This is a genomic window from Bifidobacterium tibiigranuli, from assembly GCF_009371885.1.
In the GTDB taxonomy this organism is placed as follows: domain Bacteria; phylum Actinomycetota; class Actinomycetes; order Actinomycetales; family Bifidobacteriaceae; genus Bifidobacterium; species Bifidobacterium tibiigranuli.
The window spans coordinates 1-22,023 of record NZ_QLZA01000010.1 but is presented as its reverse complement, the minus strand read 5'-3'; the positions used below and the strand labels follow the sequence as shown (position 1 = coordinate 22,023).

Sequence of the window (22,023 nt, the reverse complement as noted above, 5' to 3'; positions counted from 1 at the left end):
CGCAGGACGCAATCGCCGCCGGCCTAAGTGTATTGAGATTCTTAGCAAGGCCAAGGTGCTCGCCTAATCAGTCTGCTCATGTGATAAGCGAACTGCGTGGCTGGTGGTTGTGTCGTTATCCGTATTGCACTACGCTGCAATTACCTGGGCAGGTCGTCCTGCCTGTGACCTCATTGGCCTCCTTCGGGAGGCCAATGCTTTATTTACGTTCTTCGTCCGTTTTGAGTTGTTTTTGCGTAAGCCCTGTGGACTTCACGCACATGGCTGAAAGCCACAGCAGCATCGAGTTTATGTGCTTCTTCGTTCCTCAGAGCGTGAACAGGCCCCAGAAAGCCAGTGAGACCAAGGAGAACATCGCGCTGAACGTCAGTGAGCCGAGCACGAGGCAATGGCCGAATCCTGCAGCGACGACCGGTGCAGAATTCTGCGCGGGCAGATGCTCGGGTTCGCGCGCCAAGCGGTTTTCGGCGAAGCGAACGAGCAGCCAGGCGAAGGCCACAATGCTGAGCAAGGCGAGCGCTCGCAGCGCCATCCACCCTGCAGACAACGCCGAGGCATCATTGCGCAGCGCAAGCGCGGCCGAGACGGTTCTAGCTAAATAAGCCAGCAAGCCAGCCATGCTCGCCACGACGGTGATGGCATTCGCCACGAGCAAGCCGGCAATTCCTGCGCCGAAAGAGCCATGCCGGTCGTCCTGCGCCCCGCGCCTGCGGCGTCGATGGGTCAGCGCAAGCACGAGCGAGCCCAGCGCGCCAACCAGCAGACACAAAGGCGCCAGCGCCAGCAGTATCAGCAGCACTGGCAGCGAGCGAATCAGCCCGGGGGTAGTCGTCTTCGGCACGGCGAGGCGCTGATGAGGCTGTGTGCCAGCGATCATCGGCGTGCTCCAATCGTCGGCGGATGCGCCGGCGGCCACCGCGTTCACCCAGTTTTCAAGATCATGCGTGTACGACTCGTCGAGCGGCAGACCGGGCTGCGAGGTGCGCGCACCGACGCGCATCTGATGATTGGCGGGGTAGTAGCGCACGGTGACATTGTCATTGCCAGCCTGATGCGCGTGCTCGCGCAGCATCGTCGCGCCCTGCTCGATAGGCATCGACAGGTCCTCGGTGCCGTAGTTCACCAGCAGCGGCATGGTGAGCGCGTCGAGGTAGCGCTCGGCGGGGAAGTCGGCGTAGCGCAGCCCCAGCATCGAGAAGTCCATGCTGATGAATTTGGCGACATTGCGCACCATCGGCTCCGGAGCGCCTATATAGGTCATGTAGTTGCTCGCCGCCATCGCCATCTGCCTGCGCCCCGGGACGACGGGCGGGGAAGTGAGAATCATGAACGCGAGATCGGGGTGATCATGCGTCATGACGCTGGCGATCCAGGTGCCCTCGGACTCCGCATACAGTCCGACGCGCGAAGCGTCGACGTTGCTGCGGCTTTTGAGCACGTTCAGCGATGTGACATAGTCCCGGGCCATGGCGGTGTAGTCACGCTGGAAGGTCGAATAGTTGTCCATGCGCTTGTCCGGCACCAAAGTGACGATGCCGGCCGAAGCCATTGCGGAGGCGATATCGCCGTAAACCGTATGCGCCTTGCCGGTTCCCGCTCCGTGAATGAATAGGCAACCCGGGCGTTTGCCGGTGGCGCCCACGGGTTCGCGCAGCACCGCGTCGACGGTGACTGACGGGGCGAGCCGGATGCGCAGCGTGGTTTCCTTGACTTGGTAGGTGCCCTCCTGGTTCGTGCGCTGCCCGCGTGCGGCAATCGCGGTGTCGGGCGCAGCGACGGTAACGCGATTGTTGGCGAGGCTGTTACCGCTGTTGCCAGCGTTGTTGCCGGCATTGTCGCCGGTCAGCGGGCTGACTTGCCAGTTCGGCGTCATCGCAGCGCCAAGCAGCGCGCACAGCACCAGCAGCACGACCGATACGGCCGCAATCGAGGATATTCGCTTCACAGCGCTTTTCACAACATGCACGCGCCTTACTGTAGCGCCTCGGCCTCCTCAAGGCTTGCGAAGCCGCCGAGCAGCACGGTGTTGCGCACGGTCTCCTCGGTCAGGTTGCGGCCCTGCGACCGCAGCTCGTCGATGAAGCGGCGGTAGAGCTCGAAGGTGGCAGACGAATAGGTGCCAAGCTCGCCGCGCAGGTAGGTCTCGAACGAAGTCGCGTCCGGCGTGTCCTCGGCGGTGTGCAGCATGCGCATGCCATTGCCGAGTTTCGGGTAGCGTGTGCGGAATTCCAGAGCCCAGCCAACTTGCGTGGCTATGACCTGCTCCTGCAGCGCGATACGCGCGTCCGGCAGCTGGGGAATATACGGTTCGATGCTCCTGCGGTATTCGTCTGGCGCGGTCGAGGCCATCATGCGGCCGTATTTTTCGGTTATCAGATTGCAACCGATGTGGTCGGCCTCGTCCAAGTCCTGCGCGTAGCTGCTCAGCAGCGGCGCTGGCCATGTGAGGAACTGACTCAGCCGCATCTGGTGGAACACCGGCCAGTTGCCCTGGCACGCGGCACGCCCGCCCTCGTTGTCGGTGCGCTGGAACTGCTGCCATTCATGCTGCACGACTGCTTCGGCAAGTTCGTTGCCGTCGCTGTTGACGCTGCCTTCGCTGCTGTCCATAATCGCTCCTTTATTCCTGTGTAAGTATCCCTTATTCCTGTAAATATCTCTGGGTAGATATCCCTGCGCACATATATGCGATACCGCCGCTCACAAGCTATGCAATACCGCCGCGCTCGACTCGATATGCTCTTCGACATAGGGCCGCTGCCATTCGAGGAACGGTTCAGACGAATCGCTTAAGCCCTCGGCGTTAAGCTCGTGGACGATTTCGGTGCAGATATGATCAACGATGCTGCGGATTTGGTCTTGCGCCGGCCCTGAGCCCTTGCCGCCTTCGCCGAATCCTGCGCCGCCGAAGCATGCCGCCGATGAGAGCCGCAGCACGACTTCAAGCTGCTCGCACACGTCGGCGAGCCGCGTCGCCATACGCTTGCTGAGCCTGCGCATCGCCGCGAACCGCCATTTATAGTACGGCAGATAGCCCACGGTTATCGGCTGATTGATAAGGAAAACCAGCGAGCAGCAGGCGTTAACGAATTCGTTGATCGACAGCCAGGCTGCCGCGCCGTCGCCACGGGCCAGCATGCGCGGCAGATTGTATTGCCCAGCCTGCGCGATCATGCCCAAACGGCGGGAAATCAAGGCGAGCCGCACGTCTTCGGGCATCATCTTGAAACCTTGGCGGGTCTTAAGAAACATGCCGAGCGGATCGGCGAAGACCTCGCCGTTGGTCGCTGCCGCCAGCGTGGCCTCGTCCAGCAGCAGCCATTCGTGCGGCTTGCTGGCGGCAGGCGCCTGACGGTATCCGGTCAGGCGCTCGAAGAAATCGCCGATGGCGAACACGCCGACCCGCCGGCTCGCTCCACCCGCCCGCGCCGTGGACTCGCGGGGTCCATATCCCATGAACTCGCTCGGCAGCGCGTCGTAATCGGCCTGCAAGCGCTCGCCGATGCGCGCGTAGTCGTCGTCAGCGAGCCACAGGCAGAAACCGGGACCGAAATCGTGGTCCTGCGAGAATTCGTCATCGAAGCCATAGCATTCCGAGCCGTGTCCGACCAAGCCGGCTGCGATGCGCCCGCGATACTCGGGGTATCGCTCGGCGATAAGCGCCTTGCCGTACTCGTTCCAATATGCGCGGGCCAAACGCAACCCGGATATGCGCTCGCGCGGCTGGCCGGTGCGCGAATGCTGGGGTGCAGTGCGCTGATTGACGACCGAACTATCTGCGACTTGGCTCTGCGTCAAACCAGCCGCCTCCTGCGCGCTCTTCAGATTCTCCTCGGTGATGCGGTAGTAATCGGTTTCAGTGCCATAGCATTCCGCGATCACCGCAAGCGAGTGCCGGTACACGTCAGCAGCCTCGGCGAAACGGCCCAGCGCGAAGCAGACTTGCGCATAGCCAGCCAAAGCCGACGCATAATGCGCACTGTGTTCGAGATGCCCCGTCTGATAGATGCGCAGCGCCTGCGACGCATGGTCCAACGCATTCGCGAGCAGTTTCTCGCGCTGTGTGGCATCACCTACGGCACTATTCGTCTGTGCGCCCGCCTCGGACTCTTGCAGCAGCACCAGCGCCAGATTCGTATGAGTGGAGGCCACATCGATATCCACTGTGGCGTCAACGCTTGCGGTTTCAAGGATGTGCAGCGCGGTTTCCAATTCCTGCTGCGCGTGGGGCAGCTGCCCGGTTTCGCTGTAGAGCATCGAGAGATTGTTGTGCAATGCGGCCATGCGCCGGTCGGTGGGGGAGAGCGTGCGCACAGCATTGTCGAGCGCCTGGCGATACAGGTTCTCAGCCCTGTCATATTGGCCGGCGGCGCGCATTCCGGTCGCCGCATTGATCAGCGTTGTAGTCCAGGCCTCGCTGCCCTGCAAATCCATGCGCGAAGCCAGTTCGAGCGTGCGCTGGATGATTCGCTGATTGTCCTCATGCCGGCCTTGGGAACGGTAGAACCCCATCGTCTCGTTGAGCACCGTGAGCATCCCGGCGTCATCTGCGGCGTTTTCGGCATCGGCCAGCGCCTGCTGCAAGTACGGCTCAGCCTTGGTGCCCGCGTCGTGCGCGTCGAAGATGGCATCGAGACCCGCCAGAAATTCATTGACATCGAAATGCGTCTGCCTGCTGGAATCGCTGCCACCGTTATTGCGACTGCCGCCGTTCAGCTGTGCGTCTTTGCCCATCAGCGTTCCTTCCGCCAAATTGTAGGATCATTGCAGCATGAGCCTCACTACAGTCTATGGCGCGACGGGTACGGCTGCGTATGGCGACTCGGCTCATAACGCGCGATAAAGTATCACGGTTTGACAATCTGTGGGGCGTTTTGAGGTTTCGACTTGAGCCGAAGTTATTTAACCTATCTGTATCAGGTCATAATCAATACTGATACGAAGGAGTGTCATCATGGCTTCACCAATGACTCGTTTTACGACCGATTTCCAGCATTCCGGCATGCCTGCCAAGGATCTGGACGAGACGATCAAGTTCTACACCGAAACGCTCGGTTTCGAGCTGGCCGGGCTGTTCCACAATGGCGAGAACCGTTGCGCGTTCCTGCGCTACGGCCACCTGACCATCGAGACGTGGGAGGGCGATCCAGCCCCGATGACCACCGGCGCCATCAACCACTGGGCGTTCGACACCCCGGACATCGAGGCGGCGTTCAAGAACGCGCAGGAGCTGGGCCTGAACTTCAAGGACACCGAGATCCAGTCGATTCCGACGTTCTGGGAGAAGGGCATCCGCTACTTCAACATCTACGGCCCCAACGGCGAGACGATCGAGTTCTGCCAGATCGTCAAGTAAGTAGTCAAGTAGCCCAGTATCCAAGCGACCGGCCGGCAATCCTCGGATAGCCGCTTGAAACGTCACGACTCCCGCACTATTCCATATACGCAGCGGGAGCCGTGACGTCTCAGGCGTCCCAAACATCACAAAACCCGCAGTGCCCCGGCAATCATGCGGGAATAGTGACGGTCTGAGATAGCGCTGGATATATCGCTGTAGGCACAGCAGCGGCAGGAATACTTAAGAAAATATGAAAACTGAAAATACGAAAAGATAAAACAAATACATGGAAGGGGACGCCGTTGTCCGGCTTCTGCATCACGTGCCCGACTTCGGCACTTTATTGATACATCATTACTTCTTGTTCAATTATTGATTATATACTTTTCAGCGCGTTTCGATGGTCTCGATGGCGTTGACGACGGACTCGCTGTAGCCGGCCTGGGACAGGGCGCTCATACCGCTGACTTCGAAACCACGCATCACGGCAGCCATGAAGCTCTTCTTGTTCATCATAGTGAATTTCCTTTCGTTGCCGCGCCATTTGGCGCTTCAGTCGGGCTTTCCGGCTGATGGCTCCCAATATAGCCGCGCGCGACGACTTCTGCTAGCCTGTTGTGTAAAGGGCATGTTTCGCGTGGTTCATCAAATGTGAAAGAGCTCACACCGCAAAACAGCGATTGCAAAAAAGTATTAATTCTTGGTGACATGCACGCCAAAGCAGCGTCATTTCCGGGCGGAAACTGGTATCACCGCTCCAATGAAGGGCGATACGGAATAACGAGGTTCTGAACAACGTAAGGAAAAGGTAATGGCACAAGGATTGGTGCGCAAACTGCTGCCGGGGTTCCTAGCAGTCGCGGTATTCATGACGGGAGACGGGTTCGAGCTGACGTTCCTGTCCAAGTACGTCGTGGATCAGGGATTCAGCTCGTCGCAGGCGTCATTGATGTTCACGATGTACGGTCTGGTGGCGGCTCTCGCGGGCTGGTCCTCGGGCGTACTGTCCGAGCTATTCGGACCCAAGCGCATGATGCTCATCGGCGCTGCGTCATGGATCATTCTGCATCTGGTGTTCGTCGGCATCGCGCTTCCGAGCCACATCTTCTGGCTCATGCTCGTCTCGTACATGTTGCGAGGCATGGGCTACCCGCTGTTCATCTACTCCTTCGTGGTGCTGCTCGTCCAGACCGTTGATCCAGCCAAGCTGTCCTCGGCGCTAGGCTGGTTCTGGACCGCCTATTCCTTCGGCATCGGCGTGTTCGGCGCCTATCTGCCGGCATGGATCGTCCCCTTGATCGGCGAATACCATACGCTGTGGTTCTCGCTCGTGTTCTCGGCCATCGGCACGGCCATCTGCCTGTTCTTCGTGCCCAAGACCCATAACGACAAGCTCGACACGATGAGCAGCTCCGACAAGATGCGCGAGCTCGCCCGCGGCGTCACGATTCTCAAGGACAACCACCAGATCGCCCTTGCCGCCATCCTGCGCGTCATCTGCAACCTCACGCTGTACGGCTTCCCGGTCATCATGCCGCTCTACCTCGCCACGCACAACAACGGCGGCCTCGCCTTGTTCAAGGTCACCGAGTGGTCCACCATCTGGGGCCTGCTGTTCCTGGTCACCGTCTTCGGCAACGTGTTCTGGGGCCGCACGGGCGACCGCTTCGGCTGGATGGGCCAGATGCGCTGGTGGGGCTGCTGGCTGTGCGCCATCGGCACGCTCGCCATGTACTATGTGCCGCTGTACTTCGGCCATAACATGCCGCTGATGTATCTGTGCGCCGTGGTGCTCGGCATGGGCATCTCCGCCTTCGTGCCGATGGGCGCCGTGTTCCCCGCGCTCGAACCTGAGCACAAGGGCGCTGCGGTCTCCGCGAACAACCTCGCCTCTGGCCTGACCACCTTCTGCGGTCCGTTCATCGCCACGCTTCTGCTGCAGACCGTCGGCTTCGCCGGCGTGTGCTGGGCGTACGCGATCTGCTACATCGGCGGCTCGATCATGTCCTTCTGGATTCGTCCCAACCAGCCCGGCATGCCAGAGCGCAAGTCGCGCAGAAGCAAAAAACTTGCGGCGTAACAACCGCACCCAACCAAACCAATCAATTTCAACCCAAACAAAGGAGTTATCATGAAGGCTGCTGTTCTCGAAAAGCAGGGTGTCATCAACATTCGCGAGGTCCCGGACGTCAAGGCCCCCGGCCCCGGCGAGCTGCGCATCGCGCCGCATACCGTAGGCGTGTGCGGATCCGATCTGCATTACTACACACACGGTCGCGTCGGCAAGTATGTGGTCGAGCAGCCGATGATCATCGGCCATGAGGCCTCGGGCACCGTGCTCGAAGTCGGCCCCGGCGTCACTGATTTCAAGCCCGGCGACCGCATCGCGATGGAGCCCGGCATCCCCGACATGATGTCGCGTGCCAGCCGCATGGGCATGTACAACGTCGATCCGGCCGTGCGCTTCTTCGCCACCCCGCCGGTTGACGGCTGCCTGTGCGACGAGGTCATCCACCCGGCCGCGTTCACCTACCACCTGCCCGAGTCCGTGAGCTTCGGCGAAGGCGCGCTGCTTGAGCCGACCGCCGTGGGCATGTGGGCCGCGACCAAGGCCGGCATCAAGCCCGGCGATGTGTGCGTCGTGACCGGCTCTGGCACTGTGGGCATGCTCACCGCCTCTGCCGCGCTCGCCGGCGGCGCCTCCAAGGTGTTCGTCTCCGACATCTCCGACATCAAGCTCGGCATCATCGGCCAGATCCCCGGCATCATCCCGGTGGATCTCAAGAAGGAGGACCTGGTCGAGCGCGTGCGCGAGGAGACCGCAGGCTGGGGCGCCGACGTGGCGTTCGAGTGCTCCGGCGCCCCGAAGGCCTACGAGACCTTCTGGAAGCTCATCGCGCCTGGCGGCACGGCTGTGCTCGTCGGCATCCCGGTCGATCCGGTCAAGATCGACATCACCGAGCTGCAGGCCACCGAGGTCCGCATCGAAAACATCTTCCGCTACGCCAACGTGTACCAGAAGGCCATCGATCTGGTCGCCAGCGGCAAGCTCAACCTCAAGCCCTTCATCACCGAGACCTTCGCGATGAAGGATACCAAGGTCGCCTTCGACCGCATGGACGAAGGACGCCCGGGAGACATCAAGCTGCAGATCACCGTCGACCGCGACTGATTGCAGCCAGATGGTCGAATGCTGGCTTGCTGATAGCTGGTAGTTGATTGTTGTCTTACTGGTTGCCGGTGGCCGGCGTTATTGCCTAGCCATTACAGCGGGGATGCTCGTTCTCAATATATATTAGGGAGCGGGCATCCCCGCTGTTTATGGTTGTGGCGTCTGTGGTTGCGGGTTGTGGCGTTTACCAAGCTGGGCTATAGGGGTTATGGGGGAGTACGGACTGTTTCGCTGGTCGCAACGAGTCTGTTGCGCCACGCCGATACGCGATACAGTGGTGGCGGCAAGGTGTTACAGCGTTGAGCGCGATGATGGAGAATTGATAATGAGTTCGCTTCCAGGCAATGTCGGCGGGCGACCTGACTCAGGCTCGCTTGAGGTGATCGTCCCCGATGGGGGAACGGCCATCCGCTGGACTAGCCACGGCTACCCCAATTCGCTGGCGAAGTGGCATTATCATCCGCAGATCGAGATTCATCTCATTCGCGAAGGCAGCGGCCAGTTCATGGCGGGCGATGGCCTGATGTCGTTCGAAGCCGGCCATGTGGCCTTGATCGGCTCGAATCTTCCGCATAACTGGATCTCGGATATTCGCCCTGGCGAGCGGCTCGCGCATCGCGACGTGCTGTGCCATGTGCGCCCGCAGACCATTCGCATGCTGTCCTCCGTATTCCCTGAGACCGCCGGATTCGAGCAGGTGCTGCGCCGCGCCTTGCATGCCGTGGTGCTGTCTGGCGAGTCTGCCCGTCAGGCGGCGGATCTGCTGGTTGCGATGGGGGAGCATGACGAGGACCGTCGTGTGGCCGATCTGATCGCCATACTCTCGATATTCGAACACGCCTCGCCCGATGAATCGCGCACGCTGGTGACGCCCGAATACAATCCGATGGTGGCGGTCGGCGCCGAAGACGGCATCAACGCCGCTATTTCCTATATCTCCAAGCATCTGGACGAGGTCAGTCTTCAGGATGCCGCCGACGCCGCCTCCATGAGCCCTTCCACCTTCTCGCGGTTCTTCAAGCGCGTGGCCGGCATCGGCTTCGCCGACTTCGTGCGCCGGCTGCGCATCGGACGCGCCTGCCGGCTCCTGTCGTGCACGGATATGCCGGTTGCACGCATACAGCGGATGAGCGGCTACTCGAACGCCTCAAACTTCAACCGGCGCTTCCTGGAAGAGACCGGTCTGACGCCCTCCGCCTACCGCAAGAACTATTCGCCGCGGTGACGCAGCAGCAGATCTGTCTGCGATAGAAAGTCGAAAAGGCGGATTGTTGATAGTTCAACAATCCGCCTAAGTTGTCGGGCTGGCGAGATTTGAACTCGCGGCCTCCTCGTCCCGAACGAGGCGCGCTACCAAGCTGCGCTACAGCCCGTTTTGGCAACGTGGGCAATACTACATCTCGCAGGCGGACATGGCAAAGCGGAGTGTCGAACCTAATGCACCATTCGTATCAATTGCCGACGATACATGTCGCCAATGATGCATTATTCCGCGGGACTGCTGCATTTGCGTTCATGCCATCGTCCTCGTGTATCGGCACTTGGTTAGAGTGGTGCGTTATGAGTGAAACGACTGAGACCGTTGGCGCAATGACCGAAGAGAGCGCCGAACAGGCTTCCGCGATGACCACCGTCGAGCGGGCGCATATGCTGCTGCAGCAAGATGAGAGCATTCGCAATGCAATCGACGGCGGTGCGAGCCTCGATGAGGCGATTGACCCGAGCAACGATACGTACGGCCCGCTCGCGCACCCGGAGCAGGTGCAGATGCGCGTGGCTAAGCGTGCGCTGATGCTCAAGGAGGGCCTGCAGCCCTATCCGGTCCATCTTGACGTGAGCGACCGCATCGAAGACGTGCGCGCCAAGTATGACGGCACGTTGCAGCCGGGCGAGGAGACCGAGGATATGGTCGGCATCGCGGGCCGCGTGCTCTTCATCCGCAACGCCGGCGGTCTGTGCTTCGTGCAGCTGTGCGCAGGTGACGGCACCAAGATCCAAGGCATGATCGCCAAGCGGGAAATCGGCGCGGATTCACTCAAGCAGTTCAAGCAGCTGGTCGATCTGGGCGATCATCTGTATCTTCGCGGCCGCGTCATTGCGTCGAAAACCGGCGAGCTGTCGGTCTTCGCCACCGAATGGAGCATCGCCGCCAAGGCCTTGCAGCCGCTGCCCGCCCTGCACAAGGAGCTGGGCGACGACACGCGCACGCGCAAGCCGTATATCGGCATGATCGCCGACGAGAAGATACGCAACATGGTGCGCAACCGCTCCAAGGCCGTGTCCTCGCTGCGCCGCACCTTCGACGAGCATGATTTCATCGAGGTGGAGACCCCGATGCTGCAGACCATCCACGGCGGCGCTGCGGCCCGCCCGTTCACCACGCATATGAACGCCTTCGACATCGACCTGTTCCTGCGCATCGCGCCCGAGCTCTTCCTCAAGCGCTGCCTCGTGGGTGGCATCGACCGCGTGTTCGAGATCAACCGCAACTTCCGCAACGAGGGCGTCGACGCCACGCATGCCCCGGAATTCACCATGATCGAGGCCTATCAGGCCTACGGCACCTACGACACCATCGCCAAGCTCGTCAAGGAGCTCATCCAGAAGACTGCTATGGACGTTTTCGGCTCCACGACCGTCACGCTGCTGGACGACACTGAGTACGATCTCGGTGGCGAATGGAAGCAGATCAGCATGTATGGCTCGCTTTCCGAAGCTCTCGGCGAGGAAATCACGCCGGAAACCTCGGTTGAGCATCTTGGCGCGATTGCCGACAGACTCGGCGTTGAGCGCGACGAGGTGGAGAACCACGGCAAGCTCGTGGAGCATCTGTGGGAGCACTTCTACGAGGATAAGCTCTACGCGCCGACCTTCGTGCGCGATTTCCCGGTCGAGACCAGCCCGCTGGTCAAGGCCCACCGCTCCAAGCCGGGCATGGTCGAGAAATGGGATCTCTACGTGCGCGGCTTTGAGCTCGCCACCGGCTATTCCGAGCTCAATGACCCGGTCGTGCAACGCGAGCGCCTAGTCGCCCAGGCGCGTGATGCGATGGCCGGCGACGAGGAGGCCATGGATATCGACGAGGACTTCCTCGAAGCCCTCGGCGTGGGCATGCCCCCGGCAGGAGGCATGGGCATGGGCGTCGACCGTCTGCTTATCGCTTTGACTGGCGCGACGATCCGCGAAACCATCACCTTCCCGCTCGTCAAGCCGATGAACTTCTAGGCTGCTGCCGGTGCATTCCGTACGTCAGCACGTACTGCGTTGCCTTTTGTACGCTACCGCGAGGCTGACGTACGTTTCGTAACGTTTTGCGGCCGTTCCGCGTCGCTTTTTGCACGGTAGCTTTGCGCTAACGTACAAAAAGCGACGCAAAGCCGCGAGTTGTGATTATATGGGGATGGCGCAGAACGGGGGATGGCGTAAGGCAGAAGGCGCCGGACGGTGTGCGGATGTGCGAAAGACTCGTGACGAACCTGCCCTCGGCGTATGGTGGGGAGCCATGAAGCTTGGATTGTGGATACAAGGGGCGCGGCCGAAAACCCTGCCGCTGGGGCTGGCTCCTGTTATCGCCGCCGCTATGACGATGTGGCAGACCGTGTTTGAGGGCGTATACGGCGGGTCATATGACCATAGGCCGTGCCCGGTGTTCGGTGGTAGGCCGAGCCTCGATCTGGCCAGCAACTACGGCCGGTGCCTGACCTCCCACGGCTGGTACATTGCCGTGACCTTGCTGTGCGCAGGCGTTGCGGTTTTCCTGCAGATCGCCGCGAATTTCGCCAACGATTACTCGGATGGCGTGCGCGGGGTCGACAGCGGGCGAGGCATGCAAGGCGTTTCTTTGGCAGATGCTGCTGACGGTGCAGGCCAGTCCGGTACAGACCAATCCCAATCCCAAGTTCAAGCCCAGTCTCAACAGTTGGACAGGGAATTGGCAGATTTCGAAGGCGCACAACGCAGGCAGGTCCCATCGCGCCTCGTCGCGTCGGGTGTTGCGCCGAAGAAGGTGCTTGCCGCTGCAGGCATCAGCGCGGCGCTCGCCTGCGCATGCGGTCTGGCGATCATCGCGCTTACCGGCCATTGGTGGCTCCTCGCGCTTGGCGTGGCGTGCATCGTGGCTGGCTGGTTCTATGTCGGCGGCAAGTATCCGTACGGCTATCACGGCTGGGGCGAGATCTCGGTGTTCGCATTCTTCGGCCTGATTGCCACCTGCGGCACGTCGTATGCGCTGTCCGACACGGTGCCGCATGTCGTCATCTGGGTCGCCATCGCGCAAGGACTGCTTGCCGTCGCGGTATTGTCCGTCAATAATCTGCGCGACATCGATGATGATGCGGCGCACGGCAAGCGCACATGGGTGGTGCGCATGGGCAGAAGCGGCGGGAAAAAGTTCACCGAGATGCTGATTGTGGTACCGGCGCTGATGCTGGCGGCGGAGTTCGCCATGGGTCATCCTTGGACTGCTGCCGCTGAGGAAGTCGATAATGCGTGCGGCTGGCAATACGCTTCGCCGAGTGATTTCGTGGGCAGGGAGGTATGCGATTATTCGCATGTCGCGTATACGCAGCATTTGTTCGTGGTGACTGCCGTGGCGTTTGCGCTGGCCTGCATCGTGTGCCTGGCGGCTGCGATTTGCGTGCACCGGGAGAAATATCGCGGGGCTTTGCCGTTATGCGCCTTCTCTTCGCTTGCACTGGCTTTTGCCTTCGGTACCTTGTATCTCATGTAGCGTCCTCTCTCATGTGAGCGTGTACGCGTGCCGGAGTGTGATACTGCCCACAGTGTCGCCGATGCACATTATGATTGGGGCATGTCTTACAAACTAGTACTGCTCCGACACGGTCAGAGCGCATGGAATAAAACCAATCAGTTCACCGGCTGGGTGGATGTCCCGCTGACCGAGCAGGGCGTCGCTGAGGCCAAGCACGGCGGCCAGCTGCTCAAGGAGAAGAACGTCCTTCCCGACATCGTCTTCACCTCGCTGCTGCGTCGCGCCATCAACACGGCCAACTACGCCCTTGACGAGGCCGATCGCCTGTGGATCCCCGTCCAGCGCAGCTGGCGTCTCAACGAGCGTCACTACGGTGCGCTGCAGGGCAAGAACAAGTCCGAGATTCGTCAGGAGTACGGCGACGAGAAGTTCATGATCTGGCGCCGTTCCTACGCCACCCCGCCGCCCGAGATCAACCCCGACGACCCGTACGCCCAGGACAAGGACCCCCGCTACGCCGGCGATCCGGTGCCCGAGGCCGAGGCCCTGGCCAACGTCGTGGCCCGCGTCACCCCGTACTGGGAGTCGGCCATCGAGCCTGAGCTCAAGTCCGGCAAGACCGTCCTGATCGCCGCGCACGGCAACTCGCTGCGTGCCATCGTCAAGATGCTCGACGGCCTGAGCGAGGAGGAGATCTCCAAGGTCAACATCCCGACCGGCATCCCGCTGCTCTACGAGCTGGACGAGAACTTCAAGCCGATCAAGCCCCGTGGCGAGTACCTCGACCCCGAGGCCGCCGCAGCCGGTGCCGCCGCAGTCGCCGCGCAGGGCCAGAGCAAGAAGTGAGCCCGCTGAGAGGCATCTGACGCTGCGTCAACGCTTCAACGCAGAAAACCGCTGCCGTCCATCGCAAGTCGATTGGACAGCAGCGGTTTTCGTTTTTCACATTGATTACTGGATTGAAAGTGCCGAGCCCCCGCGACTCAGCGCCGCTTTCGCTCCAGTAGCCCTTGGTAACGCTACGCGAATACGCAAACGAGGCGGAATCCCGACAGTCGGGAATCCGCCTCGTGCGATGGGCGTGACCGCGCTATGTGGTCAGCTATGATGCTCAGTCGATGTCGGTGCCTTCATCGCGCTTGGGGGCCTTGCTGGGGTCGAAGCCGGAGACGATGAACGTCACGCGACGCGCGGCCGAAACGGCGTGGTCGCCTAGACGCTCCATGAACCGGCCGATCAGCACCACGTCGATGAGCTGCTGCTTTGTGCCTGTCCACGAGTCGTCCAACACCATCGAGAAGGTCTGGTGGTGCAGATTATCCAGGATGTCGTCGTCGAGGATGATCTGCTCGGCGACATCGGCATCGCGGTCGGCGAGCATGCTCACCGTGCGGTCAGCGGTCTTGTCGAGGAAATCGCGCATCTGCGCGAACAGATCCTTGGCTTCGTCCGGCACGGGCGAAAGCGGGTAGGTGCGGCGTGCGGCCTCGGCGATGTGCCGGGCCAGATCGCCCATGCGCTCGAATGTGGAAGCCAGACGCATCGAAGAGACGACCACACGCAGATCGGTGGCCACCGGGTTCTGCTTGGCGAGCAGACTCACGCACTGGTTGATGATGTTGGCTTCCAGCGCATCGATCTTGATGTCGCCGTCGATGACATTCTGTGCGGCATCCAGATCGGCATTGAGCAATGCCTCGCCCGAAGCGTTGATCGCCCTGCGCACATCCTGTGCCATATGGTCGAGGTCATCCGCCACGGCCTTCAACTCCTCGTTGAAAATAACGCGCATAATTCAGCCTTCCTGCTGTGGGATTCGCGACTATTACCTTGTACCAGTGTATGGGCAACACCCCTTCGGCGCGACATCGACATGTCTTCGTGCGGTGTTGTTGTCGCAGAATTCACCGCGGCGTTCACCTGCCATTCATATTGCCCGCTGCCAGGAGCCGCGCATATATATGGCATCCGCCACGGCGCGTCGCATGTCGTATGGGACGGCGCACGGCGGGATATGGGAGAATGGGGGGCATGCCCCTGACCATGTCCTCCGTCCTGATTTTCTCGGTGTTCGGCCTGCTTGCCGCCGCCATCGTCGTTGTAGCGCTGTACTCGGTGCTCGATTGGCTGCGGCCTCTTGTGAAGCGTGCGTTCGGTTCCGTAGGCTCGGTGCTGCCTGAGTGCCTTGGATCGTTGCGTCGCTGGCTGGCAAGTTGGCAAGCGGATGATGAGGCGGGCGACGATCTGGACGATTCGACGGCCGCGCTGATTTCGATGCTCAATACCGTTTCGATTGTGGTGGATGAGTCCGATGGCGTCGTGCGGGCCACCCCCGACGCCTATGTGCTGGGGGTTGTGGATGACGACGCGATTATCAACGAACGCGTGCTTGAGCAGATTCGACTGGTTCGCGCCAAGGGAGGCCGTCGGCAATTCGATCTCACGACGAGCACGCCGGAGCGATTTGTCGGCCTTCCGGACGACACGCCTGAGTACAGCGGCCACGGGAGCCATGGGTCTGCTGGCGACACGTCTGCTGAGGGTGCGCGAAATAACGATGTGCAGGCAGTGAGCCGACCGAACTGGCTGAAGGTCACCGTAGGCCGCATCAACGAGCATTTCGTGGTCGTGCTGCTCAACGATGTGAGCGAGCTGAAGCGGTTCGCCCAGCTGCGCGATTCCTTTATCGTGAACGTATCCGAGCAGCTGCTGGCACCTGAGCGCGATCTCGAGCAGCTGGCCGATGCGCTGGAACGCGACGATGCGGATCTCGAATGGATACGCGCCCATGCCCGGCAGGTGCGTATTTCGAGCCGGTATCTGAGCCATATGGTGTCCGATCTGCTGCTGCTCATCAAGGCGCAGGAGCCGGTCACACCAAGCGAATCGAACCGGCTTGACGTCAAGGAACAATTGGACTGGGTCGCCGACACGCTGGCCGAGGAGAGCAGCCAGTTCGGCACGCCGATTGTCGTGAGTTGCGAGAGCGGGCTGAGCGTCAATGGCGAGCGCGAGCAGATTCGCGCCGCCGTGCGCAAGCTTGTCGAGAACGCCATGGCGTACTCGCCCAAAGGTTCTGCGGTGAGCGTATCCGCGCAGCGTTCCAAGGACGGCAGGCAGGTGCTCATTCGCGTGCTCGATCGCGGCAAGGGCATCGCGAAGGCGGAGCAGCCGCGCGTCTTCGAACGCTTCTATCGCGGCGCCAATCAGAATGCCCGCAGTGCCGAGGGCATCGGGCTAGGGCTGGCCATCGTCAAGCATGTGGCGCTGACGCATCACGGCAGCGCCACCTTGTGGAGCGTGCCCGGGCAGGGCAGCACGTTTACCTTGATGCTGCCGCTGGCCTGCTGAATGCGCTATTCGCCCAGCCGCCGGTAATTCCACCGATCGAAATGCTCCCAGAGCAGCATCAGCAGGCCAGCGGCAACGCCGGAGCCGCAGATGATCAGCAGCTGCGTCATGGCGAATCCGCAGGCCATGAGCACCAGGCAGACGACGGTCGCCAGCAGCCACAGTCCGGTGCCGATGAGGAACACCTTGCGCAAATCCACACGCACCGCGCTGGGTGCCGGCTTGCGAACGTCGGGGTTGATGATCGGCGCGAATTTCATATCATCACTGTAGCGTGCACCGTGGCCTGCGGGGTAACCTTGATGCAGTCCGTCGTCCGCCAGGAAGAAAGGAATGACTGTGTACCCGATTCGTCCTGTCGTCAAGCAGTATGCCTGGGGATCGTATGACCGGCTGCAAGCCATGTTCTCCTCGCAGTTCGAGCAGCCGTTCGAGGGGCCTGTGGCCGAGATGTGGTTCAGCGGGCATCCCCAGTGGCCTTCGACGCTGAGCATTCCCGGGCGCGGCGAAATCAGCGTCACCGATGCGATTCACGAGGATCCCAAAGGCATGGTGGGGCAGCGCAACTCCGACCGTTTCGGTCCGGTGCTGCCGTATCTGCTGAAGGTGATCTCCGCCAGGATTCCGCTGTCGCTGCAGGTACATCCGGTCGGCTTTGAGGCCCGTGCGGGGTACAACGCGCAGAATGCGGCCGGCGTGCCCTTCGATTCGCCGGTGCGCTCCTTCAAGGACCCGGTGGCGAAAAGCGAGATGGTCGTCGCCATGGAGCCGTTCAGCGCCTCGGTCGGCTTCGCATCGATACCCTTCATGCTGCGCAACCTCAGGCTGGTCGACCATCCGCTTGCCGCGCGCATGGCCCAGGCGCTCGCGCCGCGCTTCGCGATGCGGGCGCGCAACACGGAGGGCTTCGAGGAGGCGGATGCGATGATGCCGGTTGCCGCCTCCGTCTGGCCTGAATCAAGAAGGCAGGTGTTCCGGGCCTTCCACGCGGCGATAACCGCCAGCGAGAGTGCCGATCTGCTGCCGGCGTTGGAAACCGCAGCGAGCCAGGCCACCCACCCGCGCGCGCATCTCGCCTTCGAGCACGCACTCATCGCCGCACGGGCGTTCGAGAACGACGCCAGCGTGCTGAGCCTGCTGATGCTGAATCCGGTCACGCTTGACGAAGGGGAGTCGGTGTTCATCCCCGCAGGCACCCCGCACGTCTATCTGCATGGCACGGGCGCGGAGATCATGACCAATTCCGACAATGTGTTGCGCGCCGGCATGACCGTCAAGCACAAGGACATCCCCAGCCTGCTGCGCACGCTTGACTGCCGTTCAGGTGCGCCCATCGACCCGGCAGCCACCAATCTGGTCGCGCTCATGATGCGCGATGTGGTGGTGTACAAGCCCAAGCTCGAGGAATTCATGCTCTCCTATGGGCATGTGGACGCGCAGCACCAGCAGTGGCCTATGGTGGAGCGGCTGATTCGCCGTTATGGCAAGCTCGTTCGCCAGATCGGCAACGGGCGTCCGCTGGTTCCCAGAGAGCAGGGCCCGCGCGTGCTGCTGTGCACGCAAGGCGCGGTGCATTGCGTCAGCGCGAGTGACGAGCGGGTGCTGGTGCGCGGGCAGTCCGTGTTCATTCCCGCCCAAGAGGGCTGGCTGAGCGTCGATGCCGTCGATTGCGACCCCGACTCGCCCCATGCCCCGTTCGCGGCCAATGGCTCGTTCATCACGGCCTCGACGCAACGGTAAGGGAACATAACGGGTCCCTCTAACGGGTAACGGGTCGCGCGTCTAACCGGTCTTAACGAGTAACGGGTCTCTAAGCAAGCCTAGAGACCCGTCTAAAGACGCGCCTAGAGGCGTTCGACCACGTAATCGATGCAGCGGATCAGCGCTTCGACGTCGTCGGGCTCGACGGAGGGGAACACGCCGATGCGTAGCTGGTTGCGCCCTAGCTTGCGGTATCCGGCCGTGTCGAGAATGCCGTTGTCGCGCAGCACGGCGATCACCTGCTTGGCGTCGATGGCGCCATCCAGATCAATCGTGACGACCGCATGCGAACGGGCCTGAGGGTCATTTACGAACGGCGTGGCGTACTCGCTGGCCTGCGCCCACTGATATAGGAGGTTTGCGGAACGCGCGCAGCGCGCCGTGGACCATGCCAGGCCGCCGTTGGCGTTGAGCCAGCGGACCTGCTCGGCAAGCATGATGAGCGTCGCGATGGCCGGCGTGTTGAGCGTCTGGTCCTTGCGCGAGTTCTCGATGGCCGAACGCAGGGAAAGGAAGGGCGGCACCCAACGTGTCGAGCCGTCGCGTTCGGCTTCGCCGGCCAGGCTGTAGGCGCGGTCGATCGCGGCAGGGGAAAGCGCTGCGACCCACAGCCCGCCATCCGAGCCGAAGGCCTTCTGCGGGGAGAAGTAGTAGGCGTCGCATTGGGAGACGTCCACGGGCAGGGCGCCAGCGCCGCTGGTCGCATCGACGAGGACCAGGGCCTTCTGCTCTAGGCTGCCCTCGACGCGGCGCGCCGGTGCCGCCACGCCTGTCGAAGTCTCGTTCTGCGCCCAGCAGTAGGCGTCCACATGTTCGGTGCGTTCGGGGATGCGGTAGGAGCCGGGTTCGGCCTCGAAGATCACCGGGTCGTCCAGGAACGGCGCGGAGGAGGCCGACTGGGCGAATTTGGCGCTGAAGGATCCATAGCTGCCGAATGCGGCCCTGCGCGCAATCAAAGAGGCGCAGGCGAGATCCCAGAAGGCGCTCGCACCGCCGTTGCCCAGCACGATTTCATATCCGGACGGCAGCGAGAAGAAGTCGGACAGCCCTTCGCGGATCGAGGCGACCAGATGCTTCACCGGATCCTGACGATGCGAGGTGCCCAGTAGTGTGGCACCTCCTTCCGCAAGCGCGCGTATCTGCTCGGGACGTATTTTGCTGGGGCCGGAGCCGAACCGTGCGTCGTGGGGTCGTAGGGATTCGGGTATCGTCACTGTTTTGAACATACTTGCCAAGAGTAGCAAGGTGGGCGCACCGACAGTGACGCTTGTTCACGCTTCGGCCATGCCCCGGCTGCAGCTCAAGACACGCCGAGGGCGGTTTGTAACGCAGTAGACATTTGAAGAGGCGTAAGAGCGCTGTTTCGGCCCCTTTGCGCTACGCAGCGTCGCCTGACATGCCCGTGGGGGAGCAGGCCGAATGCCCGAGCGTTGGACCAGCCCACCATGTAAGGTGCTTCTTGAGCTTGTACCGGGTCGCCGCATGCCGCGTGACCCTGAACCCGATAAGGAGCTGGGCACGTATGAAGCATGCTGCGCATAAGGCGGCCAAGGTTTCCCAAGGAAAAGAACAACGAGAAGGCGCATCACGCCGGCTGTTCGCCTTGGAGCATGGCACGCATACCGCAAAGGCTGCCCTTGTTCAGACGCCTTCGGGCACGATGGCCGTGGAAATCGATCAGGCGCTCGCCGCCAGGATCAACGAAGTGGCTCCGCTTACGCGCCGCGCAATGCGCGAGTCGGCCCGTGCTGCGGAACGACGCTCGCATATCATCGCTTCGACCTCGCTGGCTGCCCTCGTAGGCACGGCGGCGACGGCCATGGCTTTCGCCAAACCCGCCGACAGCGCGCTGGCCGCCACTGATGCGCCAACGACGACCACGCAGCTCAAACGTGTGTCCACCAACGAGGCCGCATCCCGTTCCCAGGATCGCGAGCCGCTGAGTGGCGCTGATGCGCAGACGTCTTCCGCCACACAGACCAGCAGCAATGAGGGCAATTGGCAGCTCGGCGATTCGAGCGGCAGCCTGGATGTGAACAGCATGTCCCGCTCCACCGCCAACAATCCGGCCGTCGCTGCGCTGATGGATGGCGACCATGACGCTTTGCCAGCAGGGTTCGATCCCAATCACGCCACAGGAGACTCCGGCAACGCCTACGAGTTCAGCCAGTGCACCTGGTGGGTCTACGTGCGCCGCCATCAGCTGGGGCTGCCCGCCGGCTCGCATATGGGCAACGGCAACATGTGGGGCAATTCGGCGCGCGCCCTGGGCTATTGGGTCGACCATCAGGCCCGCCACACCGGCGATATCATGGTGTTCGCAGCAGGCCAGGATGGTGCCGATGCCGCATACGGCCATGTCGCAATCATCGAGAAGATCAATTCCGATGGCTCGGTTGAGACTTCGGAATGCGGTTCGGTGATGAATGGCAAGACCTATTCCAAGACGTACAGCGCGCAGCAGGTCGCGCAGCACGACATCATTCACTACTGATTACTGATTCACTGCTGGTCGTCGCGCGGCTGTCGCGCTGACCCAGCTCCATTTCCTACCTCGTCTGGACTGCTCTAAGCCAATGACGGCTCTGTCTGCATGCATAGGGTTGCCGCATGAGGCGATGACGAATCAAAGCGGCCCGACTGCAGCATCCTGCCGCGTGTCTCCGGCAATGGCAACGAATAGGACACGACGCCCCGTCGATGTGTAGGGAAGGTATGCTATTTTCAGAAATTGATGATAAAAAAAAGCAAGTCTCTATCCGCAGCTGTAGCCATCGTGTCGATGAGCACGATGCTCACTGCGTTTGCCCCTTCCGCCATCGCAGCGAGCGGTGACTCCGCGTCGTCAGATTCGTCGACGAGCGTCGGGTCCTCCGCCATTGTGGCGTCTTCACGCTCTTTCACGGCCGTACACCCGAAGAGCGACCTGCTTAAGGAATCCACCTCGACCACCAATGACGGAGACTGGGCCACACAAGGCCTCAACGTGCCGCAGACCAAGTCGCAGGCCGAAAAGGACGCCGAGGCGGCACGCAAAGCTGCTGAGGCGGCTGCAGCGCAGGCGGCGCAAGATGCCGCGGCGAGTCGCTCTACGGAGCGCGAGCCGCTGTCGACATCTTCGGCGAGTAGCCAAGGCTTCACTGTTGCACCGCCGAACGGTGCCTCTGCGGCTTCGGTAGTGTCTTTCGCCGGCCAGTTCGTGCATAAGGCTCCCTATGCCTGGGGAGGCGCGACGCCTTCGGGTTGGGACTGCTCTGGATTCGTGCAGTATGTGTTTGCCAGCATCGGTATTTCGCTGCCCCATTCCTCCGGCGCACAAGCTACTGCGGGTACTGCGGTTCCCAGTCTGGCCCAAGCCATGCCTGGCGATATCATCGCCAATGGCATGCATGCGGGCATCTATGTGGGCAATGGCATGGTCGTCAATGCGCTGAATCCGAGTGCGGGTACAGACTATACCAGCGTTGCGGTTGCCTTCGTCGGCAGCTATTCGATTCGTCGCGTGCTGTAGACGTAACGGAGCTGAAATTTTGACGACATGTCCTCGCGGGGACATGCCGTTTCGGGTTATAGGAACAAACGTGTTGGTTTAGACTGTGGTTTTTAGCTGGTGTTGTTGGGGTATGGGGTGCTGGCGTGCAGTTCGTTCCAGTCGACGCCGCTGCCCGGGGCTGGCTCGTCGCCGGTATG

General features: G+C 61.6%; 18 protein-coding genes and 1 tRNA gene. 11 read left to right on the top strand and 8 right to left on the bottom strand.

All coding sequences use genetic code 11. From position 1 onward, the window contains the following. Nucleotides 1-307 precede the first annotated feature (307 nt). From DDF78_RS09290 to DDF78_RS09280, 3 genes are all read right to left on the bottom strand, one after another. Nucleotides 308-1,957 carry an alpha/beta hydrolase family protein gene (locus DDF78_RS09290; RefSeq protein WP_237564628.1) on the bottom strand — a complete coding sequence of 550 codons (1,650 nt, stop codon included), beginning with the start codon at nt 1,955-1,957 and terminating at the stop codon, nt 308-310. Between the two features lie 14 nt (nt 1,958-1,971). Continuing rightward, nucleotides 1,972-2,610 carry a DUF4125 family protein gene (locus tag DDF78_RS09285; RefSeq protein ID WP_152581129.1) on the bottom strand — a complete coding sequence of 213 codons (639 nt, stop codon included), beginning with the start codon at nt 2,608-2,610 and terminating at the stop codon, nt 1,972-1,974. A gap of 90 nt (nt 2,611-2,700) precedes the next feature. Next, nucleotides 2,701-4,734, bottom strand: a complete 2,034-nt coding sequence (locus DDF78_RS09280) for a DUF4037 domain-containing protein (protein WP_152581130.1) — start codon at nt 4,732-4,734, stop codon at nt 2,701-2,703. A gap of 220 nt (nt 4,735-4,954) precedes the next feature. Here DDF78_RS09280 and DDF78_RS09275 point away from each other — a divergent pair, with 220 nt between their 5' ends. After that, complete coding sequence (locus DDF78_RS09275; protein WP_024464262.1) at nt 4,955-5,356, top strand: VOC family protein; 402 nt, start codon at nt 4,955-4,957, stop codon at nt 5,354-5,356. Between the two features lie 369 nt (nt 5,357-5,725). On the opposite strand, the gene DDF78_RS12220 is transcribed toward DDF78_RS09275, so the two are convergent. Further along, nucleotides 5,726-5,854 carry a hypothetical protein gene (locus DDF78_RS12220; protein ID WP_272869826.1) on the bottom strand — a complete coding sequence of 43 codons (129 nt, stop codon included), beginning with the start codon at nt 5,852-5,854 and terminating at the stop codon, nt 5,726-5,728. Between the two features lie 295 nt (nt 5,855-6,149). Between DDF78_RS12220 and DDF78_RS09270 the strand changes: the two genes are divergently transcribed. The 3 genes from DDF78_RS09270 to DDF78_RS09260 all read left to right on the top strand — a co-directional run bounded on the left by DDF78_RS09270 (nt 6,150) and on the right by DDF78_RS09260 (nt 9,735). After that, nucleotides 6,150-7,418, top strand: a complete 1,269-nt coding sequence (locus DDF78_RS09270; protein ID WP_152581131.1) for an MFS transporter — start codon at nt 6,150-6,152, stop codon at nt 7,416-7,418. Nucleotides 7,419-7,469: 51 nt separating this feature from the next. Next, a complete protein-coding gene (locus DDF78_RS09265; protein WP_152581132.1) occupies nt 7,470-8,510 on the top strand; it encodes an NAD(P)-dependent alcohol dehydrogenase in 1,041 nt (346 codons plus the stop codon). Nucleotides 8,511-8,835: 325 nt separating this feature from the next. Continuing rightward, nucleotides 8,836-9,735 (top strand): helix-turn-helix domain-containing protein, encoded by a 900-nt coding sequence (locus tag DDF78_RS09260; RefSeq protein ID WP_152581133.1) that lies wholly within the window; start codon nt 8,836-8,838, stop codon nt 9,733-9,735. A gap of 74 nt (nt 9,736-9,809) precedes the next feature. Here the strand turns inward: DDF78_RS09260 and DDF78_RS09255 are convergent. Next, a tRNA-Pro gene (locus DDF78_RS09255) sits at nt 9,810-9,883 on the bottom strand. A gap of 187 nt (nt 9,884-10,070) precedes the next feature. Between DDF78_RS09255 and lysS the strand changes: the two genes are divergently transcribed. The 3 genes from lysS (at nt 10,071) to DDF78_RS09240 (ending at nt 14,067) form a co-directional block, all read left to right on the top strand. Beyond that, nucleotides 10,071-11,735, top strand: a complete 1,665-nt coding sequence (lysS, locus tag DDF78_RS09250) for a lysine--tRNA ligase (protein ID WP_162000757.1) — start codon at nt 10,071-10,073, stop codon at nt 11,733-11,735. Between the two features lie 277 nt (nt 11,736-12,012). Then, entirely contained in the window at nt 12,013-13,239 is a 1,227-nt protein-coding gene (gene menA, locus DDF78_RS09245) for a 1,4-dihydroxy-2-naphthoate octaprenyltransferase (RefSeq protein WP_152581135.1), read from the top strand. Between the two features lie 81 nt (nt 13,240-13,320). Further along, nucleotides 13,321-14,067, top strand: a complete 747-nt coding sequence (locus tag DDF78_RS09240; protein WP_152581136.1) for a phosphoglyceromutase — start codon at nt 13,321-13,323, stop codon at nt 14,065-14,067. A 265-nt stretch (nt 14,068-14,332) separates the two neighbouring features. Here DDF78_RS09240 and phoU read toward each other — a convergent pair whose 3' ends face one another. Continuing rightward, nucleotides 14,333-15,013, bottom strand: a complete 681-nt coding sequence (gene phoU, locus DDF78_RS09235; protein WP_152581137.1) for a phosphate signaling complex protein PhoU — start codon at nt 15,011-15,013, stop codon at nt 14,333-14,335. A gap of 239 nt (nt 15,014-15,252) precedes the next feature. Here phoU and DDF78_RS09230 point away from each other — a divergent pair, with 239 nt between their 5' ends. Continuing rightward, on the top strand, nt 15,253-16,572 hold the full coding sequence (locus DDF78_RS09230) for a sensor histidine kinase (RefSeq protein ID WP_152581138.1): 1,320 nt from the start codon (nt 15,253-15,255) through the stop codon (nt 16,570-16,572). 5 nt (nt 16,573-16,577) lie between these two features. Here the strand turns inward: DDF78_RS09230 and DDF78_RS09225 are convergent, their stop codons facing one another. Then, nucleotides 16,578-16,832 carry a DUF2530 domain-containing protein gene (locus DDF78_RS09225; protein WP_152581139.1) on the bottom strand — a complete coding sequence of 85 codons (255 nt, stop codon included), beginning with the start codon at nt 16,830-16,832 and terminating at the stop codon, nt 16,578-16,580. A gap of 73 nt (nt 16,833-16,905) precedes the next feature. Here DDF78_RS09225 and manA point away from each other — a divergent pair, with 73 nt between their 5' ends. After that, a complete protein-coding gene (gene manA, locus DDF78_RS09220) occupies nt 16,906-18,312 on the top strand; it encodes a mannose-6-phosphate isomerase, class I (protein ID WP_237564627.1) in 1,407 nt (468 codons plus the stop codon). A 104-nt stretch (nt 18,313-18,416) separates the two neighbouring features. Here manA and serC read toward each other — a convergent pair whose 3' ends face one another. Beyond that, nucleotides 18,417-19,559 carry a phosphoserine transaminase gene (gene serC / locus DDF78_RS09215; protein WP_152581141.1) on the bottom strand — a complete coding sequence of 381 codons (1,143 nt, stop codon included), beginning with the start codon at nt 19,557-19,559 and terminating at the stop codon, nt 18,417-18,419. A 296-nt stretch (nt 19,560-19,855) separates the two neighbouring features. Here serC and DDF78_RS09210 point away from each other — a divergent pair, with 296 nt between their 5' ends. Beyond that, nucleotides 19,856-20,827 (top strand): CHAP domain-containing protein, encoded by a 972-nt coding sequence (locus tag DDF78_RS09210; protein WP_152581142.1) that lies wholly within the window; start codon nt 19,856-19,858, stop codon nt 20,825-20,827. Nucleotides 20,828-21,067: 240 nt separating this feature from the next. Further along, entirely contained in the window at nt 21,068-21,844 is a 777-nt protein-coding gene (locus tag DDF78_RS09205; protein ID WP_152581143.1) for a C40 family peptidase, read from the top strand. Nucleotides 21,845-22,023: the final 179 nt, after the last annotated feature.